This window comes from Achromobacter sp. NPDC058515, from assembly GCF_042721735.1.
Classification (GTDB): Bacteria; Pseudomonadota; Gammaproteobacteria; order Burkholderiales; family Burkholderiaceae_B; genus Achromobacter.
In genome coordinates this window covers 167,796-187,362 of sequence record NZ_JBHXNI010000011.1, presented here as the reverse complement: position 1 = coordinate 187,362, position 19,567 = coordinate 167,796, and the positions used below count along the sequence as shown (strand labels likewise).

Genomic DNA, 19,567 nt, shown 5'->3' with positions numbered 1-19,567 from the left:
TCATGACCGCAAGCACCCGAGACGTCGTGCTGTCGGTGGAAGGACTCAAGACCTGGTTCCACAGCCGCGACGGCATCGCCAAGTCCGTGGATGGCGTGACCTTCGACCTGGCCCGAGGCGAAACGCTGGCCATCGTGGGCGAGTCCGGCTCCGGCAAGTCTGTGACCAGCCTGTCCATCATGGGCCTGCTGCCCAAGCCGGCTGGCCGCATCGAGGCCGGCAAGATCCTGTTCCGCGACCGCCAGGGCGTGCGGCACGACCTGGCGCGCGCCACGCCCGCGGCGCTGCAGAAGATCCGCGGCGCCGAAATCGCCATGATCTTCCAGGAGCCCATGACCAGCCTGAACCCGCTGTACACGGTGGGCGACCAGATCGCCGAAGCCGTGCTGCAGCACGAAGGCGGCTCCTACGCGTCCGCGATGAAGCGCGCCCGCGAAATGCTGGAGCGCGTGGAGATTCCCGCGGCCGACCGGCGCGTCAACGAATATCCGCACCAGATGTCGGGCGGCATGCGCCAGCGCGTGATGATCGCGCTGGCCCTGGCCTGCAACCCGGCCGTGCTGATCGCCGACGAGCCCACCACCGCGCTGGACGTGACGGTGCAGGCGCAGATCCTGGACCTGCTGCGCCGGCTGCAGGCCGAGATGAACATGAGCATCCTGTTCATCACTCACAACCTGGGCGTGGTGGCCGAGATCGCGCATCGCGTGGCCGTCATGTACGCCGGGCGCGTGGTGGAGGACGCCGGGGTCTACGACCTGTTCGAAAAGCCCACGCATCCCTACACTCGCGGCCTCCTGTCCTGTCTGCCGACGGCCGCGCTGCTGGCTTCCGGCGAACGCCTGCGCGCCATCCCCGGCAATGTGCCCAGCGTCCTGTCCCTGCCGCCCGGCTGCACCTTCGCGCCGCGCTGCCCGCTGGCCGCCGACGACTGCCGCGCCGGCGTGCCCGACCTCGTGACGGTGCAGCCCGAACACCGCGCGCGCTGCATCAAGGTAAATCCGCTATGACGAGCAACCCGACTATCCGCGCCGAAGCGCCGCTGGTGCGGATCGAAGACCTGAAGGTCCACTTCCCGACTTCCCAGGCGCGCAACGCGCCGGTCGTGCGGGCGGTGGACGGCGTGAGCTTCGACGTGCCGAAGAACACCATCGTGGGCCTGGTCGGCGAGTCCGGCTCCGGCAAGACCACCACGGGCCGCGCCCTGCTGCGCCTGTTCGCGCCCACCGCCGGGCGCATCGTGTTCGACGGCCAGGACATCACCAAGCTGAACGAAAAGCAGATGCTGCCGTGGCGCCGCCGCATGCAGATCGTGTTCCAGGACCCGTACGCCAGCCTCAATCCCCGCATGACGGTGGCCGAGATCCTGGGCGAAGCGCTTGACACCCACAAGCTCGCGCAGCACCGCCGCTCGGCCCGCATCGGCGAACTGCTGGAGCGCGTGGGCCTGAACGCCGACCACAGCCGCCGCTATCCGCATGAGTTCTCCGGCGGCCAGCGCCAGCGCATTGGCATTGCGCGCGCGCTGGCGGTGGAGCCCGATTTCATCGTGGCCGACGAGCCCGTGTCCGCGCTGGACGTATCGGTGCAGGCCCAGGTGCTGAACCTGCTGCAGGACCTGCAGCGCGACCTGGGGCTGACCATGCTGTTCGTGGCCCACGATCTGGCGGTGGTGGACTACCTGTGCGACGAGGTGGTGGTGATGTACCTGGGCCGCGTGATGGAACGCGGCCCGACCAGCGAGGTCTACTCCCGCCCGCGCCATCCCTATACCCGCGCCCTGCTGTCCGCCGCGCCCGTGCCGGATCCGCGCGCCCCGCGTTCGCGTATTCTGCTCAAAGGCGATATCCCCAGCCCGGTCAATCCGCCGTCCGGCTGCGTGTTCCGCACGCGCTGCCCGCACGCCATCGACGCCTGCGCGGCGATAGAGGCGCAGGCCGTCAGCGTCGGTCCCGGCCACTATGTGGCCTGTTCGCGCATCGACGACCCCGAGCTGGCCTAGGCCCGACTTGATCCAGGAACCCCACATGAACATCATCCGCGACATCGTCTTCCAGATACGCAGTCGGCGGGACGCATTGAGCGTGACCGAACGCAAGGTCGCCGACGCCATCCTGGACGACATCATCTGGGGCGCCAGCGCCACGGTCGACCAGCTGGCCGCCAAGGCCGGCGTCAGCATCGCGACCATTTCGCGCTTTGCGCGCACGGTGGGCTGCGACGACACGCGCGACCTGAAGATGAAGCTGGCGCAGGCCAGCACAGTCGGCAGCCGGTTCCTGGACCCCAGCGCGCCGGCCGAGGAAAGCACCTTCTACGCCCGCATCTACGCCGACATCGAAAGCACGCTGCGCGCGCACCTGCCCACGTTCACCGAGCAGCTGTTCGAGGAAGCCACGTCCATCGTCGACGGCGCGCGCATGATCTATGTCTTCGGCATGGGCGGCGCGTCGGCCGTGCTGGCGCAGGAAGTCCAGTCGCGGCTGGTGCGCCTGGGCTACCCCATCGCCGTCTACAGCGACGCGGTGCTGCTGCGGATGGTGGCGGCCACGCTGGACGAGCGCGACGCCGTGCTGATCCTGTCGGCCTCCGGCCTGACGCCCGAGATCGTGGGCGCTGCCCGCATCGTGAAGCAGTACCGCGCGCGCATCGTCGCGATTACGGACGCGTCCTCCGCGCTGGCCGGATTGGCCGACGTGGTGCTGCCCATCCGGACCGACGAGACCGACTTCATCTACAAGCCGTCGGCCTCGCGCTACGCGATGATGCTGGCCATCGACCTGCTGTCGACGGAGCTGGCGATGCTGAACCAAGAAGAAAACCGCGAACGCCTGCGCCGCATCAAGCTGGCGCTGGACGAGCACCGCGGCGGCCCGAACCGCTTGCCGCTGGGCGATTGAACCTGGAACACGAGATGTACGACACCCTCATAGGCAACGTCCGTATCCTGGACGGCACCGGCGGCGCTGAATACCGCGCCAGCGTGGCGCTCGCCGACGGCCGCATCGCCGCCATCGGCAAACTGCCCGGCGCCCCCGCCCGCCAGATCATCGACGGCACCGACCTGGCGCTGGCTCCCGGCTTCATCGACGTCCATACCCATGACGACACCAACGTCATCCGCACCCCAGGCATGCTGCCCAAGCTGTCCCAGGGCGTGACCACGGTGGTGGTGGGCAACTGCGGCATCAGCGCGTCGCCCGTGTCGCTTCGCGGCGAACCGCCGGACCCGATGAACCTGCTGGGCAAGCGGGAAGACTTCAGCTACCCCACGTTCGCCGACTACACGCGCGCCATCGAGGCCGCCCGGCCCGCCGTGAACGTGGCCGCGCTGGTGGGCCACACCGCGCTGCGCAGCAACCACATGGACCGACTGGACCGGCCCGCCACCCGCGACGAGGCGCTGGCGATGCGCGCCCAGTTGCGCGACGCGCTGGCCCATGGCGCCATCGGCCTGAGCACGGGCCTGGCCTACGCCTCCGCCTTCGAGGCGGATACGGCCGAGGTCAAGCTGCTGGCCGAGGCCCTGGACGAGTTCGGCGCGCTGTACACCACGCACCTGCGGTCGGAATTCGCCGCCATCCTGGAGGCCATGCAGGAAGCCTTCGACATCGCCCTGCACGCCCGCGTGCCGGTGGTGGTGTCGCACCTGAAATGCGCCGGCGCCGGCAACTGGGGCCGCACGAAGGAAGTGCTGTTCAAGCTGGAAAGCGCGGGACGCCTGCAGCATGTGGGCTGCGACTGCTATCCCTATTCCGCCAGCTCGTCCACGCTGGACCTGAAACAGGTGACCGACGAGTTCGACATCGACATCACCTGGTCCGTGCCGCACCCGGAGCAGGCGCGCCGCAAGCTGGCCGACATCGCCGCCGAATGGGGCGTCACCCTGCTGGACGCGGCCAGGCGCCTGCAGCCGGCGGGCGCGGTGTATCACAACATGCACGAAGACGACGTGCGCCGCGTGCTGTCGCACCGGCTCACCATGGTGGGCTCTGACGGCCTGCCGAACGACCCCATGCCGCATCCGCGGCTGTGGGGCGCCTTTCCGCGCGTGCTGGGCCACTACAGCCGCGACGTGGGCCTGTTCCCGCTGGCCCAGGCCGTGCACAAGATGACCGGCCTGTCCGCGGCCCGCTTCGGCCTGGCCGAACGCGGCCTGGTGCGCGAGGGCTACCACGCGGATCTGGTGCTGTTCAATCCGGACACCGTCATCGACCGCGCCACCTTTGCCGCCCCGGTGCAGACCGCGGCGGGCATCGAGGCGGTCTGGGTCAATGGCGCCCTGTCCTACCGCCACGGGCAGCCCACCGGCGATCGCGCCGGCCGCTGGCTGCCGCGCAACGGCGATCTGCGCAACTCCTATACCCAGGTGTCAGACACCTAGGTGTCTGACACCTGCCGAATCAACTACCCGCCCAATTGGAGGAACACCCCATGAGCACGACTCCCACCGCCGACCAGAACGGCATCACCCGCTACGGCGTCGCCGGCGGCACCGGCCAGGGCGGCTCGCACATGCCCTTCGCCCGCGCGGTCGCGGCGGACGGCTGGCTGCACGTGTCCGGCCAGGTGCCGATGGAAAACGGCGAAGTGATCGAAGGCGGCACCGTGGCGCAAACCCACAAGGCCATCCAGCAGCTGCTGGGCATCCTGAGGGAAGCCGGCTACGGCCCCGAGCACGTGGTGCGCTGCGGCGTCTGGCTGGACGACGCCCGCGACTTTCCCTCGTTCAACAAGGTGTTCAAGGAATACTTCGGCGAAAACCCGCCGGCGCGCGCCTGCGTGCAGTCCAGCCTGATGGTCGACGCCAAGGTGGAAATCGACTGCGTGGCGTATAAGCGCCCGTAAAGGGAACTTCGGGGGAACTTCGGGGGAACTTCGCAAGACGCAATGCAAAAGGCCCGGGCTTCATGCCGGGCCTTTTGCCTGCCTGCCAGCCATCCGCGGCGCGGACGGCATGTGCGGAAGCTACATCTTCACGACATCCACGCCCTTGGGCGCGGTGAACTGGAATTCCTTGGCCGGCAGCGACGGATTGGCCTGGATGGCCGACAGGTCCACGCGGGTGGTCTGGCCGAACGAATCCAGCAATTCCACGCGCACCGGCAGATTGTCCTTCATGCCGATGTCCACGCGCGAAAAGCCGGCGTCCGCGGTGCGCGGCTTGGCGCGCAGCCATTCCACGCCATCCTTCGCGGGCAGCGCCGACACATCGAAAGACTGCTCGAGCGACCCCGAGCCAAACAGTATCGCGGCGGGCGAGGTGCCGATGGCGGCATCGACCTTGCGCTCGGTCACCTGGGCCAGGTCGGGGTCGAACTGGAACACCTGGCGGCCGTCGGAAACGACCAGTTGCTCATAGGGCTTTTGCACCGCCCACTTGAACTTGCCGGGGCGCTGGAACGAAAACACGCCGGTCTGGGCGGGCTGGGTCCGGCCCTGGTCGTTCACGGTGTACTGCGAGAACGAGCCGGTGGCCGAGGTGACCGTCGCCACAAAGGCGCGCAACTGCTCCTGCGCGCTGGCGGCAAACGCCAAGGCCGGCGACAGGCCGAGGACCGCGACCGCGGCCAGGCGGCGAAACGTCTTCATCATGCTTCCTCTCGGGCGGCGGCCGCCGCGGGAACGAGGATCTCGCGGTTGCCATTGGACTGCATCGCCGACACCATACCCGATTGCTCCATCTGCTCGAGTAACCGGGCCGCACGGTTGTAACCGATGCGCAGGTGGCGCTGCACCAGCGAGATCGAGGCGCGGCGGTGTTTGAGCACGACTTCGCAGGCCTGGTCGTACATCGGGTCCGATTCGGCGTCCCCGCCGATGCCGGTGACGCTGCTGGCGCCTTCGCCGCCGTCGCCGTCCAGCCCGCCTTCCAGCAGGCCTTCGATGTAGTTCGGCTCGCCCTGCGCCTTCAGGTTTTCCACGACGCGATGGACTTCATCGTCGCTGCAGAAGGCGCCGTGCACGCGCACCGGCAGGCCGGTGCCCGGCGGCATGTAGAGCATGTCGCCCTGGCCCAGCAGGGTTTCCGCGCCCATCTGGTCAAGAATGGTGCGCGAGTCGATCTTGGACGACACCTGGAAGGCGATGCGCGTCGGGATGTTGGCCTTGATCAGGCCCGTGATGACGTCCACGCTGGGACGCTGCGTGGCCAGGATCAGGTGGATGCCGGCGGCGCGCGCCTTCTGCGCCAGGCGTGCGATCAGTTCTTCGATCTTCTTGCCCACCACCATCATCAGGTCGGCGAGCTCGTCGATGACCACCACGATGGTGGGCAGCGGCGCCAGCGGCTCGGGCTGGTCGGGCGTCAGCGAGAACGGATTCGGGATGGGCTCTTCGCGCTTGATGGCGTCGCGGATCTTGGTGTTGTAGCCCGCCAGGTTGCGCACGCCCATCTTGCTCATGAGGCGGTAGCGCTTTTCCATTTCGCCCACGCACCAGTTCAGCGCGTTGGAGGCCTGGCGCATGTCGGTGACGACCGGCGCCAGCAGGTGCGGGATGCCTTCGTAGACGCTCATTTCGAGCATCTTCGGGTCGATCAGGATCAGGCGGGTATGGGAGGCATCGGCCTTGTACAGCAAGGACAGGATCATGGCGTTGATCCCGACGGACTTGCCCGAGCCGGTCGTGCCCGCCACCAGCAGGTGGGGCATCTTGGCCAGGTCGGCCACCACCGGGTTGCCGGCGATGTCCTTGCCCAGCGCCATGGTCACGACCGAGTGGCTGGCGTGATAGGTCTGCGAGCCCAGGATCTCGGACAGGCGCACCATCTGGCGGCGCGGGTTGGGCAGTTCCAGGCCCATCAGGTTCTTGCCGGGTATGGTTTCCACGACCCGGATGCTGACCAGGCTCAAGGCGCGCGCCAGGTCCTTGGCCAGGTTGACGATCTGGCTGCCCTTCACGCCGGTGGCCGGCTCGATCTCGTAGCGGGTGATGACCGGCCCGGCCTGCGCAGCCACCACGGTGACGGAGACGCCGAAGTCGGCCAGCTTCTTTTCGATCAGGCGCGAGGTGAATTCAATGGTCTCGGCCGAGACGGTTTCCTGGTTGTTCAGCGGCGGATCCAGCAGGCTGATGGCCGGCAGGTCGCCCTCGGCTCCGCCCGAGGGCGCAAAGAACAGCGACTGCTGCTTTTCCTTTTCGACGCGCTCGGACTTCGGCACAACCGTAATGGCCGGCTCGATGCGGACCGGCTGGTCGTGCACCAGTTTTTCCTGCTTGGCCACGACCTGCTCGGTGCGCACGGCCTTGGCCACTTCGCCCACCTTGCGGTCTTCGCGGGCGGCGTAGGAATTGCGCACGCGGCGCACCATGCCTTCCAGCCAGGAACCCACGCGTTCGGCGACGGACAGCCACGAGAACGAGAAGAACAGGCTCAGGCCGATGGCCAGCATGACCAGGAAGGCCAGCGTGCTGCCGGTAAAGCCGATGCTGTTGCCGATCAGGTCGGCCAGCGTCTGGCCGATGACCCCGCCCGCGCCGCTGGTGGTTTCCGAGGCGCCGGGCAGATGGGTGCCGCGGCTGGCCAGGCGCAGGGCTTCCATGCCCAGCGAGCCGACCATCAGCAGGAAGAAGCCGATGCCTTCTTCCCAGTGGACGCGCGGCAACACTTCCGGTTGCTTACTATTGGTAACGCGAAGTTGCGCGGCCAGGCGCCGGTAGCCGGCGCGGACGCGGTGCAGCAGCAGGATCACCCACCACCAGGCGGAAAAGCCGAAGAGATAGAGGAGGATGTCCGCAAGATAGGCGCCCAGCCGGCCCCCGTGGTTGTGCACCACATCGCCCGGCACGGAATGCGACCAGCCAGGGTCGGACGCGCTCCAGGTGGCAAGCACCAGGGTGAGCCAGGCCGCCAGGGCGGCAAATAGGATCCAGCGGGCTTCGCGCAGCAACGCGGAAATGCGCGTTTGCAGTGCAGAAGGCCCGTTGCGGGTGTTGCGCGAGGCGCGCGGAGAAGCTGTCGAGATACGCGGCATGCGGCTCATTATAATTGGGCGTTAACCTAAAGATACCCGCCCATGTCCACGCCTACGCACGCTAAAGTTTTGATACTCGGTTCCGGCCCCGCCGGTTACACGGCGGCCGTCTATGCGGCACGCGCCAATCTGAGCCCTGTTCTTGTTACAGGTCTGGCCCAAGGCGGCCAGCTCATGACCACCACGGACGTCGACAATTGGCCGGCGGACGCGGATGGCGTGCAGGGCCCGGACCTCATGCAGCGCTTCCAGAAGCACGCCGAGCGCTTCAATACCGAAATGCTGTTCGACCATATTGCCAAGGTCGACCTGTCCAAGCGCCCGTTCACCCTCACGGGCGACACCGGCAAGATCTACACCTGCGACGCCCTGATCATCGCGACCGGCGCCTCCGCCAAGTACCTGGGCCTGCCGTCCGAGCAGTCCTTCATGGGCCGCGGCGTGTCCGGCTGCGCCACCTGCGACGGCTTCTTCTACCGCAACCAGGACGTCGTGGTGGTCGGCGGCGGCAATACCGCCGTCGAGGAAGCGCTGTACCTGTCCAATATCTGCCGCAAGGTCACCCTGATCCACCGCCGCGACAAGTTCCGCGCCGAGCCCATCCTGGTCGACAAGCTCATGAGCAAGGTCGAGACCGGCAACATGGAACTGAAGCTGTTCCACACCCTGGAAGAAGTGCTGGGCGACGACAGCGGTGTTACAGGCGTGCGCGTACGCCACGTGGACACCGGCGCCACTGAAGACATGGCCGTCACCGGCGCGTTCATCGCCATCGGCCACCAGCCCAACACGGAAATCTTCCAGGGCCAGCTCGAAATGAAGGACGGCTACATCATCACCAAGAGCGGCCTGTCCGGCATGGCCACCATGACCTCGGTGCCCGGCGTGTTCGCCGCCGGCGACGTGCAGGACCACGTCTATCGCCAAGCCATCACCAGCGCCGGCACGGGCTGCATGGCCGCGCTGGACGCACAACGGTGGCTGGAGAATGCGGGGCAGTAAGGTCGGCCTGGCCGACCTGAAGCGCCTGAAGAAGGACCTTCAGGCCGAACGCGAACGCACCGCCCTCGCCCAGCGGGTGGCGGTGCTGAAAAAGCCCGAGTCCGCCCCCCTGGACGACATGGCGGCGTTCAAGCGCACGATGAAGTCGGTCACGCCGATCAAGCATGACGCCCGCGTGGAGCACAAGCCCGTGGCGGAACCCGCCCCCGCGCTGCGCCGCGCCAACGCCCTGGGCGAGACGCCCAGCCGCGCCGACGCCGGCGTCTCCGACGGCGGCGAGATCACGCATCTGCTGTCCGAGGCCGGCACCGCCTTCGTGCGCGGCGACGCCGCGCCCGACACGGCGCGCAACCTGCGCCGCGGCCAGTGGCGCGCGGGCGCCGAACTGGACCTGCACGGCCTGCGCGTCGAGCAGGCCCGCCACGCCCTGCTGTCGTTCCTGGACGAATGCCAGGAGCACGGCATCCGCTGCGTGCGCATCGTGCACGGCAAGGGCTACGGCTCGCAAGGCCTGGAGCCGGTGCTGAAAGACAAGGCGCGCACCTGGCTGGTGCAGAAAAACGAAGTGCTGGCATTTTCCGAGGCGCCCGAACGCGAAGGCGGCGCGGGCGCCCTGCTGGTGCTGCTGCGGCAGTCGGAAGGACCTCGCAAATGAAATGGCTCTACCTGGGCGTGGCGATCATCGCCGAGATCTTCGCCACCAGCGCGCTGAAGGGATCCGAGGGCTTCACCCGCCTGATGCCGTCCCTCATCACGGTGTTCGGCTACCTGATCTCGTTCTACTTCCTGTCGCTGACCCTGCGCGAGATCCCGGTGGGCATCGCCTACGCCATCTGGTCGGGCGTGGGCATCGTGCTGATCTCCATCGTGGGCGCTGTGCTTTTCAAGCAGCACCTGGACACGCCGGCGCTCATCGGCATCGGGCTCATCATCGCCGGCGTGGTGGTGATGAACGTGTTCTCGAAGTCCGTCTCGCATTGACGGCCCGCGCCGCGGTCGTCGCCCCCCGGGGCTTGCGCCGCTGGCTGGCGGCCTGGCTGTGCCTGGGCTGCCTGCTGGCGGGCAGCGCCATGGCCCACGGCTTCAACCGCGCCGCCGAACTCCAGCGCTACCGGGCCTGGCTGAAGGATTTCACGCAGGACATGGACACGCTGTCGGCGACCCGCCGTCCGGTCAGCGCCGAGCAGCTCGACGCCATGTTCGCGCGCACGGTGGTGCCCGGCTCGCGCGCCGCGGGGTTCATCCGGGGCGCCTTCACGCAGCGCGTCGCCGACGGCGCGTATTTTCCGCAATACGGGCCGCGCCCCGTGTTCATGGGCGTGCTGGAAAGCGCCATCCCCGCTGGCCAGGGCGGCATCTACCCGGAAACGGAAGCCGCCCTGCAAGGCCAGGACCTGGCCGTCTGGTACATGCATGTGGACGTGGGCGACATGGCCAATACCTACCTGCTGTCGCCCGAGAACTTCACGCCCTACCGGCTGCCGCCCGCCGGCACGCTGGAACGCAAGGCCTATCCTTTCCTGCTGATGGAATCGCGCGAGGGCGCGCTGCGCCTGGGCGGCGTCAGCAGCGAACTCTGGGGCCTGATCGCCTACCTGCACAATGCCGCGAACTGACACCGTTCTGCGCGTGCTGGCCCTGGCGGCCCTGTCCCTGAGCCCGGGACTGGCCAGCGCCCTTTGCCAACCCCTGGCCGCGTCCGCCGACCGGGAGACCCTGGTGGCTGACGTCCGGCTCGACGAGACGAATACGCTGCTGGGCCTGGACGGTTCGCGGATCAAGTCCTGGCTGCCCCGGGTGGACGTGGAAGCCGGCGCTCGCGCGGCGCCTTTCATCTGGGCCGCGCGCGTGGACTGGTCCGTCTATGCGGCCGCGCCCGGCGCGCGCATCGGCGCCACCCTGCTGCGCTTTGAGCGCGGCGCGGACGGCGCCAGGCATCTTTGCGGCATTGCCCAGTACAGCGCCGGCGTCGTCGAGGCCTTGCGGGCAGCGCCCGGGTCCCCCCTGCCCCAGCCCGACGAGGAAACGCGCTTCTACTACGACGACGCCGGCCGGCTGACGGGCCATGCGCTGCGGTCGCGCGGCTGGGACGGCAGGCCGAATCCGCCCGCAAGCGGCTGCCTGCGCTACGACGAACACGGCTGGCTGGCCGAGCTGGGCGCAAGCGCCTGCGGCGACGCCCCCCGGCCCTTGGCCCGCTATGTGCATGACGCGGCGGGCCGGCTGTTGCGGACCATCCGCTATGCCGAAGGACGGGAGTACGCGCGCGAGGTCGTGGTCCACGACGGCCAGGGCAAGCCCGCCCAACGCTACCTGCGGCCGCAACAGGATGGCGCGGACGGCTTGCCGGCGCTGGCGCCTCCCTACCGGACCGTGCAGACGGAGCATCCCGTGCTGGCGCTGCCCGGCCCCAACTGGAAGGCGCCCGCGCTGGATTCCTATCACTACGACTGGGCCATCGTGCAGCCCAAGGGCGACAGCGATGTTTATGGCGCGAAGCGCGATCCGGCGGCCGTGCTGGCAAGCGGCAACAGCGGCGACGGCGGCCGGTTCGCCATGACCGCCGCGCAGCGCAAGCGCGTCTGGGACGCCGCCGGCCGAACGCCGGGCGGCGTGCAGTGGATGTGGGCGCCCGGGCAGATCCTGACGCTGGTCCAAGCCCTGCCCGACGCGGCGTGGGCCGCCTGCGCCGATCCGGCGAACCGCCGCGCCGACGCCTGCCCCGCCCCCTAGATGTTCTCGGTCTGCGGGTTGGGCGCCGCGGGATTGCGCAGATAGTCCACCAGCGCCAGCGTGGCGCGGTCGGGCGGCGGCGTCAGCAGGGACACCACGATGATCGTCAGGAAGGCCACCGGCGCGCCGAAGATGCCCGCGGCGATAGGCTGGATGCCCCACCACAGGTCCACCGGCTGCGTGCGCGAAATGCCCAGCACCGATTCGCGCAGCCAGGGATGCGTGTGGGTCATGTAGGCGAACGTCACGGCCAGCCCCGCCGCCATGCCCAGGGTCGCGCCCCATTTATTGGCGCGGCGCCAGAACACGCCCATGACCAGCGCAGGAAAGAAGGAAGAGGCGGCAAAGGAGAACGCCGCCGACACCATGAAGAGGATGTCCGCGGGCTTGCGCGCCGCCACCCAGGCCGCGCCGAAAGCCACCACCAGCAGCAGGATCTTGGACACCATCACCCGGCGCGCCGCCGACATGCGCGGCGACACCATCCGATACCACATGTCGTGCGACAGGGAATTGGACAGGGTCAGCAGCAGGCCGTCGGCGGTCGACAGGGCCGCCGCCAGCCCGCCCGCCGCCACCAGCCCGGAAATCACGTAGGGCAGCCCGCCGATCTCCGGCATGGCCAGCACCACCACGTCTGCCCCCATGCTGATCTCGCTCAGCTGCACGACGCCATCGCGGTTGATGTCCGTGACGTCCAGCAGGTTGGTGTCGACCGCGCTCCAGGCGTGCACCCAGTTGGGCAGGCTTAGAAAACTGGAACCCACCACCTGCGTGTACACCTCGTACTTCACCAGCAAGGCCAGCGCCGGCGCCATGAAATACAGCAGCAGGATGAACAGCAGCGACCAGCACACCGACTTGCGCGCCTCGATCACCGAGGGCGTGGTGTATGAGCGCATCAGGATATGCGGCATGCCCGCCGTCCCCAGCATCAGGCACAGCACCAGCGCAAGGAAGTTGATGCGCATGTTGCGGCGTTCCTCGGGATCCTTCGCGGGGAACGGTTCCGCATGCGGGGTCGGCGGGGCGGCGCGCGCCTCGAACGTCGCCTTCGATTGCGACCAGGCGACGCGCGCGTCCTCCACGGTGGCCGGGTAGCTGGCCAGTTCCCGTTCGGCCGAACGGATCTCGACCATGGGCGCGTCGCTGGCGCTCAACTGGGCAAGGCGGCTGCGCAGCTTGTCTTTTTCCAGCGCCCAGGATTCGGGCAGGGCCTGCACGCGACGCGCCATTTCGTCGGCATGCTGCTGCCAGAGCCGGCGCACCTCGATCTCGGACGGATCGTTTTGCAGGTAGACCTCTTTTTCGGTCACCTGCTGCAGCACCGCGCCAGCCGACAGTTGCGGCAGGGGCATGTCGGTGTGCTTGACCGACAGCCAGACCACCGGCACCAGATAGGCGATGACCAGAATGATGTACTGCCCGACCTGCGTCCACGTGACCGCGCGCATGCCGCCCAGGAACGAGCAGACCAGCATGCCGCCCAGCGCCACGAAGATGCCCAGCTCAAACGAAATGCCCGTCATGCGCGTGGTGATGATGCCCACGCCGTAGATCTGGGCGACCAGGTAGGTGAACGAACAGAGGATGGCGCAGGCCACGCCCGCCAGGCGCGGCAGGTTGCCGCCATAGCGCGCGCCCATGAAATCGGGGATGGTGTACTGGCCGAAGCGGCGCAGATACGGCGCCAGCAGCATCGCCACCAGCACGTAGCCGCCCGTCCAGCCCATGATGTAGGCCAGCCCGCCATAGCCCGTCAGGTACAGCGTCCCGGCCACGCCGATAAAGGACGCCACCGACATCCAGTCGGCGGCGGTAGCCATGCCGTTGTAGATGGCGGGCACCCGTCGCCCGGCCACGTAGTACTCCACCTGGTCGGAGGTGCGGCAGACGATGCCGATGCCCGCGTACAGGCTGACGGTGACCAGCAGGAACACATAGCCGATCCAGTTGCGCGGCATGCCGAGGATCTCGGCCAGCGCCATCAGCAGGATCATCAGCGCGAAGCCGGCCGTGTACAGCACGTAGATGCGCCGCAGCCGGATGCGAAACTGCTGGGGAGTGTCTCCGCTGAAAAACGGCATCAGCGCTGCTCCCCGGTTTCTTCGGCGCGCTCATCGGCGCGATTCATGACCCGGGCGTAGACGGCGATGATGATCAGGTAGGCGAGCGGGGCGCCATAGGCGGCCATCCAGAAGGCGAAGGGCCAGCCGATGAAATCGAAGGTCAGGCTGCGGGCAAAGAAAGAGGGGACGAACGTCAGCGCCGCCCAGACGACAAGCAGCAGCAGGATCAGCCGCAGGTTGCGGCGCCAATAGGGAGTGGGGGCTGGCTGGGAGGGAGTGAGGCGCGATTCCGGCATAGCTAGGATGAGCAGGACCCCTACCTGAATATCGCTAAACGCTGCGCTTGAAAAGCCCTGAAGCGCGAAATTCAGGCTTTTTATGCGACAACGGCTGGCACTGCCTGGTGCCAGCCGTTGTGCGTTTGCTTTTTTTGAGTACTGCTTTACTTTTTTTATGTACCGGTGCCGCCGGTATTTGCCCATGCAGGGCTTTGTCTCCTCACCTGCATGGGAAGAGATTCTGCACCAGATGCGGGATTGTCACACTAGGGGAATGCCCTAAGACGGAGCATTCATTTACATATTCCCTGCACCATATAAGTGCATTTCGAGGCGCGTGTACTAAATATTGGGATTTCCAGCCCTGACTAGCGAGTTTATGCCCTAAATCTTGAGCATCGCTCAGTTCGTCCGGACGGCGGATGGCCGTCCGCGGCGATCCCTGCATCCCGGCGTGCCCGAATCCGGGCATGCCGGGAGCGGCCCGCCGGGCGTTTTTGTCTTTACGTTCTGTTTACACCCCCCTCCCAAAGCTATACCCCGTTTTTACCCCCTGCTCCGTAACCTGCCGGTGTCCTGATTGGTCACTTCGCCTGCCCGGTGCGCATCCGCTTTCGCCGCGCAGGCCAGTCGTTCGAAGGGAGCCGAGCTCCCGGGAGGAAAAACGTGGATGTCATCTATATCGCCATCTTCGCCGTCATGGCCGGGCTGACTGCCGCCCTGCTCCGATTCTGCGAAGCCCTGTCTTCGGGGGAGCAACCATGAGCTGGCTCTATTGGCTGAGCGGCCTGACGGCCGCCTTGCTGTTTGTGTACCTGCTGGTCGCACTGTTCAAACCGGAGAAATTCTGATGACCGCCGAATTCGTCGGACTGCTGGTTCTGTACCTGGCAGTCCTGCTTGCGATCGCGCCCCTGCTCGGGCGCTACATCCGCATCGCCATGGAAAACGGGCAATCCCGGCTGACCGCCTGGGGCCGCCCGATAGAGCGCGGCATCTACCGGCTGGCGGGGATCGACCCGCGCACCGAGATGGGCTGGAAGCGCTATGCCCTGGCCGTGCTGGCCTTCAACATCATCGGCATCGCCGTGGTCTACGCCCTGCAGCGCGTCCAGGGCATGCTGCCCCTGAACCCCGCGGACATGGGCGCGGTATCGCCGGACTCCGCCCTGAACACCGCCATCAGCTTCGTCGCCAATACCAACTGGCAAGGCTATGCGGGCGAGTCCACGATGAGCTACCTCACGCAGATGCTGGCGCTGACGGTGCAGAACTTCGTCTCGGCGGCCACCGGCATCGCCGTGCTGTTCGCCCTCATCCGCGGGCTGGCCCGGCATTGCTCGGCCACCGTGGGCAACTTCTGGGCCGACATGGTCCGCTGCACGCTCTACGTGCTGCTGCCGCTGTCCTTCGTGCTGGCGCTGGCGTTCGTCAGCCAGGGCGTGATCCAGAACTTCAGCCCGTACCAGGAGGTCCAGACGGTCGAGGCCGTGCATTACGACCAGCCGCGCGTGGACGCGCAAGGCCAGCCGGTGCTGGACGCCGAAGGCCGCGCGGTCACGGACCCGGCCGTCGCCCGGACGCAGACCCTGGCCATGGGGCCGGTCGCGTCCCAGGAAGCGATCAAGCTGCTGGGCACCAATGGCGGCGGTTTCTTCAATGCCAACTCGGCGCATCCGTTCGAGAACCCGACGCCGCTCGCCAACTTCCTGCAGATGCTTGCCATCCTGGCGATACCCCCCGCGCTGTGCTTTTCGTTCGGAGAGATGGTGGGCAGCCGGCGCCAGGGCATCGCGATCCTGGCGGCGATGACGGCGCTGTTTGCCGTGTTCGCGCTGAGCGCCGCCTACTTCGAGCAGCAGCCCAACCCCATGGCCGCGCAAGCGGGCGCCGACAGCGCGGTCAGCGCCTATTCGCCCGGCGGCAACATGGAAGGCAAGGAGACCCGCTTCGGCATCGCCGCGACCTCGCTGTTCGCCACGGTCACCACGGCGGCGTCCTGCGGCGCGGTCAACGGCATGCACGACTCGCTGACCGCGATGGGCGGCCTGTCGCCGATGCTGCTGATGCAGCTGGGCGAGGTCGTCTACGGCGGCGTGGGCTCCGGGCTCTACGGCATGCTGGCCTTCGCGATCCTGGGAGTCTTCATCGCTGGCCTCATGATCGGCCGCACGCCGGAATACCTGGGCAAGAAGATCGAAGCGCACGACATGAAGATGGTGTCCATCGTCATCCTGGCCACGCCCCTGCTGGTGCTGGGCGGCACCGCGCTGGCGGTGTCCGTGTCCGCCGGACAGGCAGGCGTGCTGAACCCGGGCATCCATGGTTTCTCGGAAATCCTGTACGCCCTGTCCTCGGCCGCCAACAACAACGGCAGCGCCTTTGCCGGACTGTCGGCCAACACGCCCTTCTACAACGTATTGCTGGGCATCGCGATGTGGTTCGGCCGGTTCGCCGTGATCGTCGCCGTGCTGGCCATGGCCGGCTCGCTGGCGGCCAAGCGCCGGCTTCCCGCCGGCCCCGGCAGCATGCCCACGACCGGCCCCCTCTTCGTGGTGCTGCTGATCGGCGCCGTGCTGCTGGTGGGCGCCCTGACATATGTGCCCGCGCTGGCCTTGGGCCCGGTCGCGGAACACCTGCAACCTTGATGCAACAGGCTAGGAAAGAAAATGGCCAAGATTGAAACGCCAACTACCGGCGCCGGCGGCGGCGCCGCCCACGCGCCTTCGGCTCACACGCATGAACGTCCGTTCGGCATGTGGTCTCGCTCGCTGGTCGGGCCCGCCGTGCTGGACAGCCTGCGCAAGCTGTCGCCCGCCGCGCAGCTCAAGAACCCCGTGATGTTCGTGGTCTACGTGGGCAGCATCCTCACCACCTTGCTGTGGGTCATGGCCCTGCGCGGCCAGGCCGAAGCCCCTGCGGGCTTCATCCTGGCGATCAGCGTGTGGCTGTGGTTCACGGTGCTATTCGCCAACTTCGCCGAGGCGCTCGCCGAAGGCCGCGGCAAACAGCAGGCGGCGACCCTGCGCGGCTTGCGCACCACCATCAACGCGCGCCTCCTCAAGGGCTTTCGCGACGTGGACGCCCGCGACGCGCAGCCCGAAGGCTGGCGCGACCAGGCCGTCAGCCAGCCATCCGGCCTGCTGCGCCGCGACGACGTCGTGCTGGTCGAAGCGGGCGAGACCATTCCCGGCGACGGGCAGGTCATCGCCGGCGTGGCCTCGGTGGACGAAAGCGCCATCACCGGCGAGTCCGCGCCGGTCATCCGCGAATCCGGCGGCGACTTCTCGTCGGTCACCGGCGGCACGCGCGTGCTGTCGGACTGGATCTTCGTGCGCATCGCCGCCGATCCCGGAGAGAGCTTCCTGGACCGCATGATCGCCATGGTCGAAGGCGCCAAGCGCCAGAAGACGCCAAACGAACTGGCGCTGACCATCCTGCTGGTCGGGCTGACCGTGGTCTTTCTGCTGGTGGTCGTGACCCTGATGCCGTTCTCGATCTACGCGGTTTCCGCGGCGGGCGGCGGCGCGGCCGTCACGGTGACGGTGCTGGTGGCCCTGCTGGTCTGCCTGATCCCGACCACCATCGGCGGCCTGCTGTCGGCCATCGGCGTGGCGGGCATGAGCCGCATGATGAGCGCCAACGTCATCGCCACCTCGGGCCGCGCGGTCGAAGCCGCGGGCGACGTCGACGTGCTGCTGCTGGACAAGACCGGCACCATCACCTTCGGCAACCGCCAGGCCTCCACCTTCCTGCCCGCGCCGGGCGTGTCCCCGCGCGAGCTGGCCGACGCCGCGCGCCTGGCCTCGCTGGCCGACGAAACGCCGGAAGGCCGCAGCATCGTGGCGCTGGCCGACAAGACCATCCACGCTCCCGCCCCCCGCATGGCCAGCGTCGAATTCGTGCCGTTCACGGCGCAGTCGCGCATGAGCGGGGTGAACCTGGGCGAGCGCATGATACGCAAGGGCGCGGTCGACGCGATCGAATCCTGGCTGGCCGCGCAGGACGCCACGGTGCCCGAGCAGGTGCTGCGCCTGGCCGAGGACGTGGCGCGGCGCGGCAGCACGCCGCTGATGGTCAGCGACGGCAACCGCGCGCTGGGCGTGGTCGAACTGAAGGACATCGTCAAGCCGGACATCCAGTCGCGCTTTGCCGAGCTGCGGCGCATGGGCATCAAGACCGTGATGATCACGGGCGACAACAAGCTCACCGCGGCCTCCATCGCGGCCGAAGCCGGCGTCGACGACTTCCTGGCCGAAGCCACGCCGGAGGCCAAGCTGAAGCTCATCCGCGCCTACCAGGCGGAAGGCCGCCTGGTGGCGATGACGGGCGACGGCACCAACGACGCGCCGGCGCTGGCGCAGGCCGACGTGGCGGTGGCGATGAATTCGGGCACCCAGGCCGCCAAGGAGGCCGGCAACATGGTGGACCTGGATTCCAACCCCACCAAGCTCATCGAGATCGTCGAGATCGGCAAGCAGATGCTGATGACGCGCGGCGCGCTGACGACCTTCAGCGTGGCCAACGACGTGGCCAAATACTTCGCCATCATCCCGGCCGCCTTCGCCACGGTCTATCCGCAGCTGAACGTGCTGAACATCATGGACCTGACGACGCCGGCCTCGGCCATCCTGTCGGCCGTGATCTTCAACGCGCTGATCATCGTCGTGCTGATTCCGCTGGCGCTCAAGGGCGTGCGCTACCGTCCGCTGGGCGCCTCGGTGCTGCTGCGCCGCAACCTGCTCATCTATGGCCTGGGCGGCCTGCTGGTGCCCTTTGTCGGCATCAAGCTGGTCGACATGGTGCTGGCCGCGCTGGGCTGGGTCTAGGCCCCCGGTTCTTACTGTAAGGAATTCATCATGAAACACGCCACTCTCCCGCCGCGCCAAGGCGGCATCCTGCGCCCCGCGCTGGTCATCTTTGCCGCCCTGTCTCTCGTGACCGGCCTGGCCTATCCCTTCCTGACCAGCGGCATCGCCGCCGCCGTCTTCCCCCACGAGGCGGCCGGCTCGCTCATCAGGCAGGGCGACAAGGTCGTGGGCTCGGAATGGATCGGCCAATCGTTCACGTCGCCGCAGTACTTCTGGGGCCGCCCCTCGGCCACCGCGCCCATGCCATACAACGCGGCGGGCTCCGGCGGCTCGAACCTGGGCCCGCGCAACCCGGCGCTGGCCGAGGCCATCCAGACCCGCATCGCGGCCCTGAAGGCGGCCGACCCGGACAACCCCACCCCCGTGCCGGTGGACCTGGTCACGGCGTCCGGCAGCGGGCTGGATCCCCATATCAGTCCCGCGGCGGCGGCCTACCAGGCGGCGCGCGTGGCGCGCACCCGCAACTTGCCGCGCGATCAGGTCGACGCCCTGATCCAGGCGAATACCGAAAAGCCCTTGCTTGGCGTGCTGGGAGATCCGGTGGTCAACGTGCTGAAGCTGAATCTGGCGCTGGACAAGCTGGGCCCGGCGCGCTGATGGCGCGGCGTATAGTATTGCCAGCCGTTCCCCTCCACCTCT

18 protein-coding genes are annotated in these 19,567 nt (G+C 67.8%); 14 read left to right on the top strand and 4 right to left on the bottom strand.

Annotated features, from left to right (window positions below; translation table 11 throughout):
• The first annotated feature begins 2 nt into the window (after positions 1 to 2).
• From ACFWP0_RS19725 to ACFWP0_RS19705, 5 genes are read left to right on the top strand one after another with little or no spacing between them, the layout of a single operon-like run.
• Positions 3 to 1,010 carry an ABC transporter ATP-binding protein gene (locus ACFWP0_RS19725; protein ID WP_377844849.1) on the top strand — a complete coding sequence of 336 codons (1,008 nt, stop codon included), beginning with the start codon at positions 3 to 5 and terminating at the stop codon, positions 1,008 to 1,010.
• Positions 1,007 to 2,002 carry an ABC transporter ATP-binding protein gene (locus tag ACFWP0_RS19720; RefSeq protein WP_377844847.1) on the top strand — a complete coding sequence of 332 codons (996 nt, stop codon included), beginning with the start codon at positions 1,007 to 1,009 and terminating at the stop codon, positions 2,000 to 2,002. The genes ACFWP0_RS19725 and ACFWP0_RS19720 overlap by 4 nt, the downstream gene beginning before the upstream one ends.
• Before the next feature lie 25 nt (positions 2,003 to 2,027).
• Entirely contained in the window at positions 2,028 to 2,900 is an 873-nt protein-coding gene (locus ACFWP0_RS19715) for a MurR/RpiR family transcriptional regulator (RefSeq protein WP_377844845.1), read from the top strand.
• 14 nt (positions 2,901 to 2,914) lie between these two features.
• Positions 2,915 to 4,384, top strand: coding sequence for an amidohydrolase family protein (locus ACFWP0_RS19710; RefSeq protein WP_377844843.1), 1,470 nt, complete (start codon positions 2,915 to 2,917; stop codon positions 4,382 to 4,384).
• A gap of 50 nt (positions 4,385 to 4,434) precedes the next feature.
• On the top strand, positions 4,435 to 4,848 hold the full coding sequence (locus tag ACFWP0_RS19705; RefSeq protein ID WP_377844841.1) for a RidA family protein: 414 nt from the start codon (positions 4,435 to 4,437) through the stop codon (positions 4,846 to 4,848).
• A gap of 120 nt (positions 4,849 to 4,968) precedes the next feature.
• Here the strand turns inward: ACFWP0_RS19705 and lolA are convergent, their stop codons facing one another.
• Together lolA and ACFWP0_RS19695 are read right to left on the bottom strand one after the other, a co-directional pair.
• Positions 4,969 to 5,592: an outer membrane lipoprotein chaperone LolA gene (gene lolA / locus ACFWP0_RS19700; RefSeq protein ID WP_377844945.1), complete on the bottom strand. Its 624-nt coding sequence runs from the start codon at positions 5,590 to 5,592 to the stop codon at positions 4,969 to 4,971.
• Positions 5,592 to 7,976: a DNA translocase FtsK gene (locus ACFWP0_RS19695; protein ID WP_377844839.1), complete on the bottom strand. Its 2,385-nt coding sequence runs from the start codon at positions 7,974 to 7,976 to the stop codon at positions 5,592 to 5,594. The genes lolA and ACFWP0_RS19695 overlap by 1 nt, the downstream gene beginning before the upstream one ends.
• Positions 7,977 to 8,018: 42 nt before the next feature.
• Between ACFWP0_RS19695 and trxB the strand changes: the two genes are divergently transcribed.
• Genes trxB through ACFWP0_RS19670 form a run of 5 tightly spaced genes read left to right on the top strand, consistent with a single transcriptional unit; the run spans position 8,019 to position 11,711 of the window.
• Positions 8,019 to 8,978, top strand: coding sequence for a thioredoxin-disulfide reductase (trxB, locus tag ACFWP0_RS19690; protein ID WP_377844837.1), 960 nt, complete (start codon positions 8,019 to 8,021; stop codon positions 8,976 to 8,978).
• Positions 8,965 to 9,633, top strand: coding sequence for a Smr/MutS family protein (locus tag ACFWP0_RS19685; RefSeq protein ID WP_377844835.1), 669 nt, complete (start codon positions 8,965 to 8,967; stop codon positions 9,631 to 9,633). Before trxB ends, ACFWP0_RS19685 begins: the two co-directional genes overlap by 14 nt.
• Positions 9,630 to 9,959, top strand: coding sequence for a multidrug efflux SMR transporter (locus ACFWP0_RS19680; RefSeq protein ID WP_050447207.1), 330 nt, complete (start codon positions 9,630 to 9,632; stop codon positions 9,957 to 9,959). Before ACFWP0_RS19685 ends, ACFWP0_RS19680 begins: the two co-directional genes overlap by 4 nt.
• On the top strand, positions 9,956 to 10,594 hold the full coding sequence (locus ACFWP0_RS19675) for a hypothetical protein (RefSeq protein WP_377844832.1): 639 nt from the start codon (positions 9,956 to 9,958) through the stop codon (positions 10,592 to 10,594). The genes ACFWP0_RS19680 and ACFWP0_RS19675 overlap by 4 nt, the downstream gene beginning before the upstream one ends.
• Positions 10,581 to 11,711, top strand: a complete 1,131-nt coding sequence (locus tag ACFWP0_RS19670) for a hypothetical protein (protein ID WP_377844830.1) — start codon at positions 10,581 to 10,583, stop codon at positions 11,709 to 11,711. Before ACFWP0_RS19675 ends, ACFWP0_RS19670 begins: the two co-directional genes overlap by 14 nt.
• Here ACFWP0_RS19670 and ACFWP0_RS19665 read toward each other — a convergent pair.
• Both ACFWP0_RS19665 and ACFWP0_RS19660 read right to left on the bottom strand, forming a co-directional pair.
• Positions 11,708 to 13,798, bottom strand: a complete 2,091-nt coding sequence (locus ACFWP0_RS19665; RefSeq protein ID WP_377844829.1) for a sodium:solute symporter family protein — start codon at positions 13,796 to 13,798, stop codon at positions 11,708 to 11,710. The two genes, ACFWP0_RS19670 and ACFWP0_RS19665, sit on opposite strands and share 4 nt — an antisense overlap.
• Positions 13,798 to 14,076, bottom strand: coding sequence for a DUF4212 domain-containing protein (locus ACFWP0_RS19660; protein ID WP_377844943.1), 279 nt, complete (start codon positions 14,074 to 14,076; stop codon positions 13,798 to 13,800). The genes ACFWP0_RS19665 and ACFWP0_RS19660 overlap by 1 nt, the downstream gene beginning before the upstream one ends.
• 743 nt (positions 14,077 to 14,819) lie before the next feature.
• On the opposite strand from ACFWP0_RS19660, the gene kdpF reads away from it, so the two are divergent.
• The 4 genes from kdpF to kdpC are packed head-to-tail and all read left to right on the top strand — an operon-like array spanning position 14,820 to position 19,525.
• A complete protein-coding gene (kdpF, locus tag ACFWP0_RS19655; RefSeq protein ID WP_035183859.1) occupies positions 14,820 to 14,909 on the top strand; it encodes a K(+)-transporting ATPase subunit F in 90 nt (29 codons plus the stop codon).
• Positions 14,909 to 16,705 (top strand): potassium-transporting ATPase subunit KdpA, encoded by a 1,797-nt coding sequence (gene kdpA / locus ACFWP0_RS19650; protein ID WP_377844826.1) that lies wholly within the window; start codon positions 14,909 to 14,911, stop codon positions 16,703 to 16,705. The genes kdpF and kdpA overlap by 1 nt, the downstream gene beginning before the upstream one ends.
• A gap of 21 nt (positions 16,706 to 16,726) precedes the next feature.
• The gene (gene kdpB, locus ACFWP0_RS19645; protein ID WP_377844824.1) at positions 16,727 to 18,886 is read left to right on the top strand and encodes a potassium-transporting ATPase subunit KdpB; all 2,160 of its coding nucleotides are present in this window, start codon (positions 16,727 to 16,729) and stop codon (positions 18,884 to 18,886) included.
• A 30-nt stretch (positions 18,887 to 18,916) separates the two neighbouring features.
• Positions 18,917 to 19,525 carry a potassium-transporting ATPase subunit KdpC gene (kdpC, locus tag ACFWP0_RS19640; RefSeq protein WP_377844822.1) on the top strand — a complete coding sequence of 203 codons (609 nt, stop codon included), beginning with the start codon at positions 18,917 to 18,919 and terminating at the stop codon, positions 19,523 to 19,525.
• Positions 19,526 to 19,567: the final 42 nt, after the last annotated feature.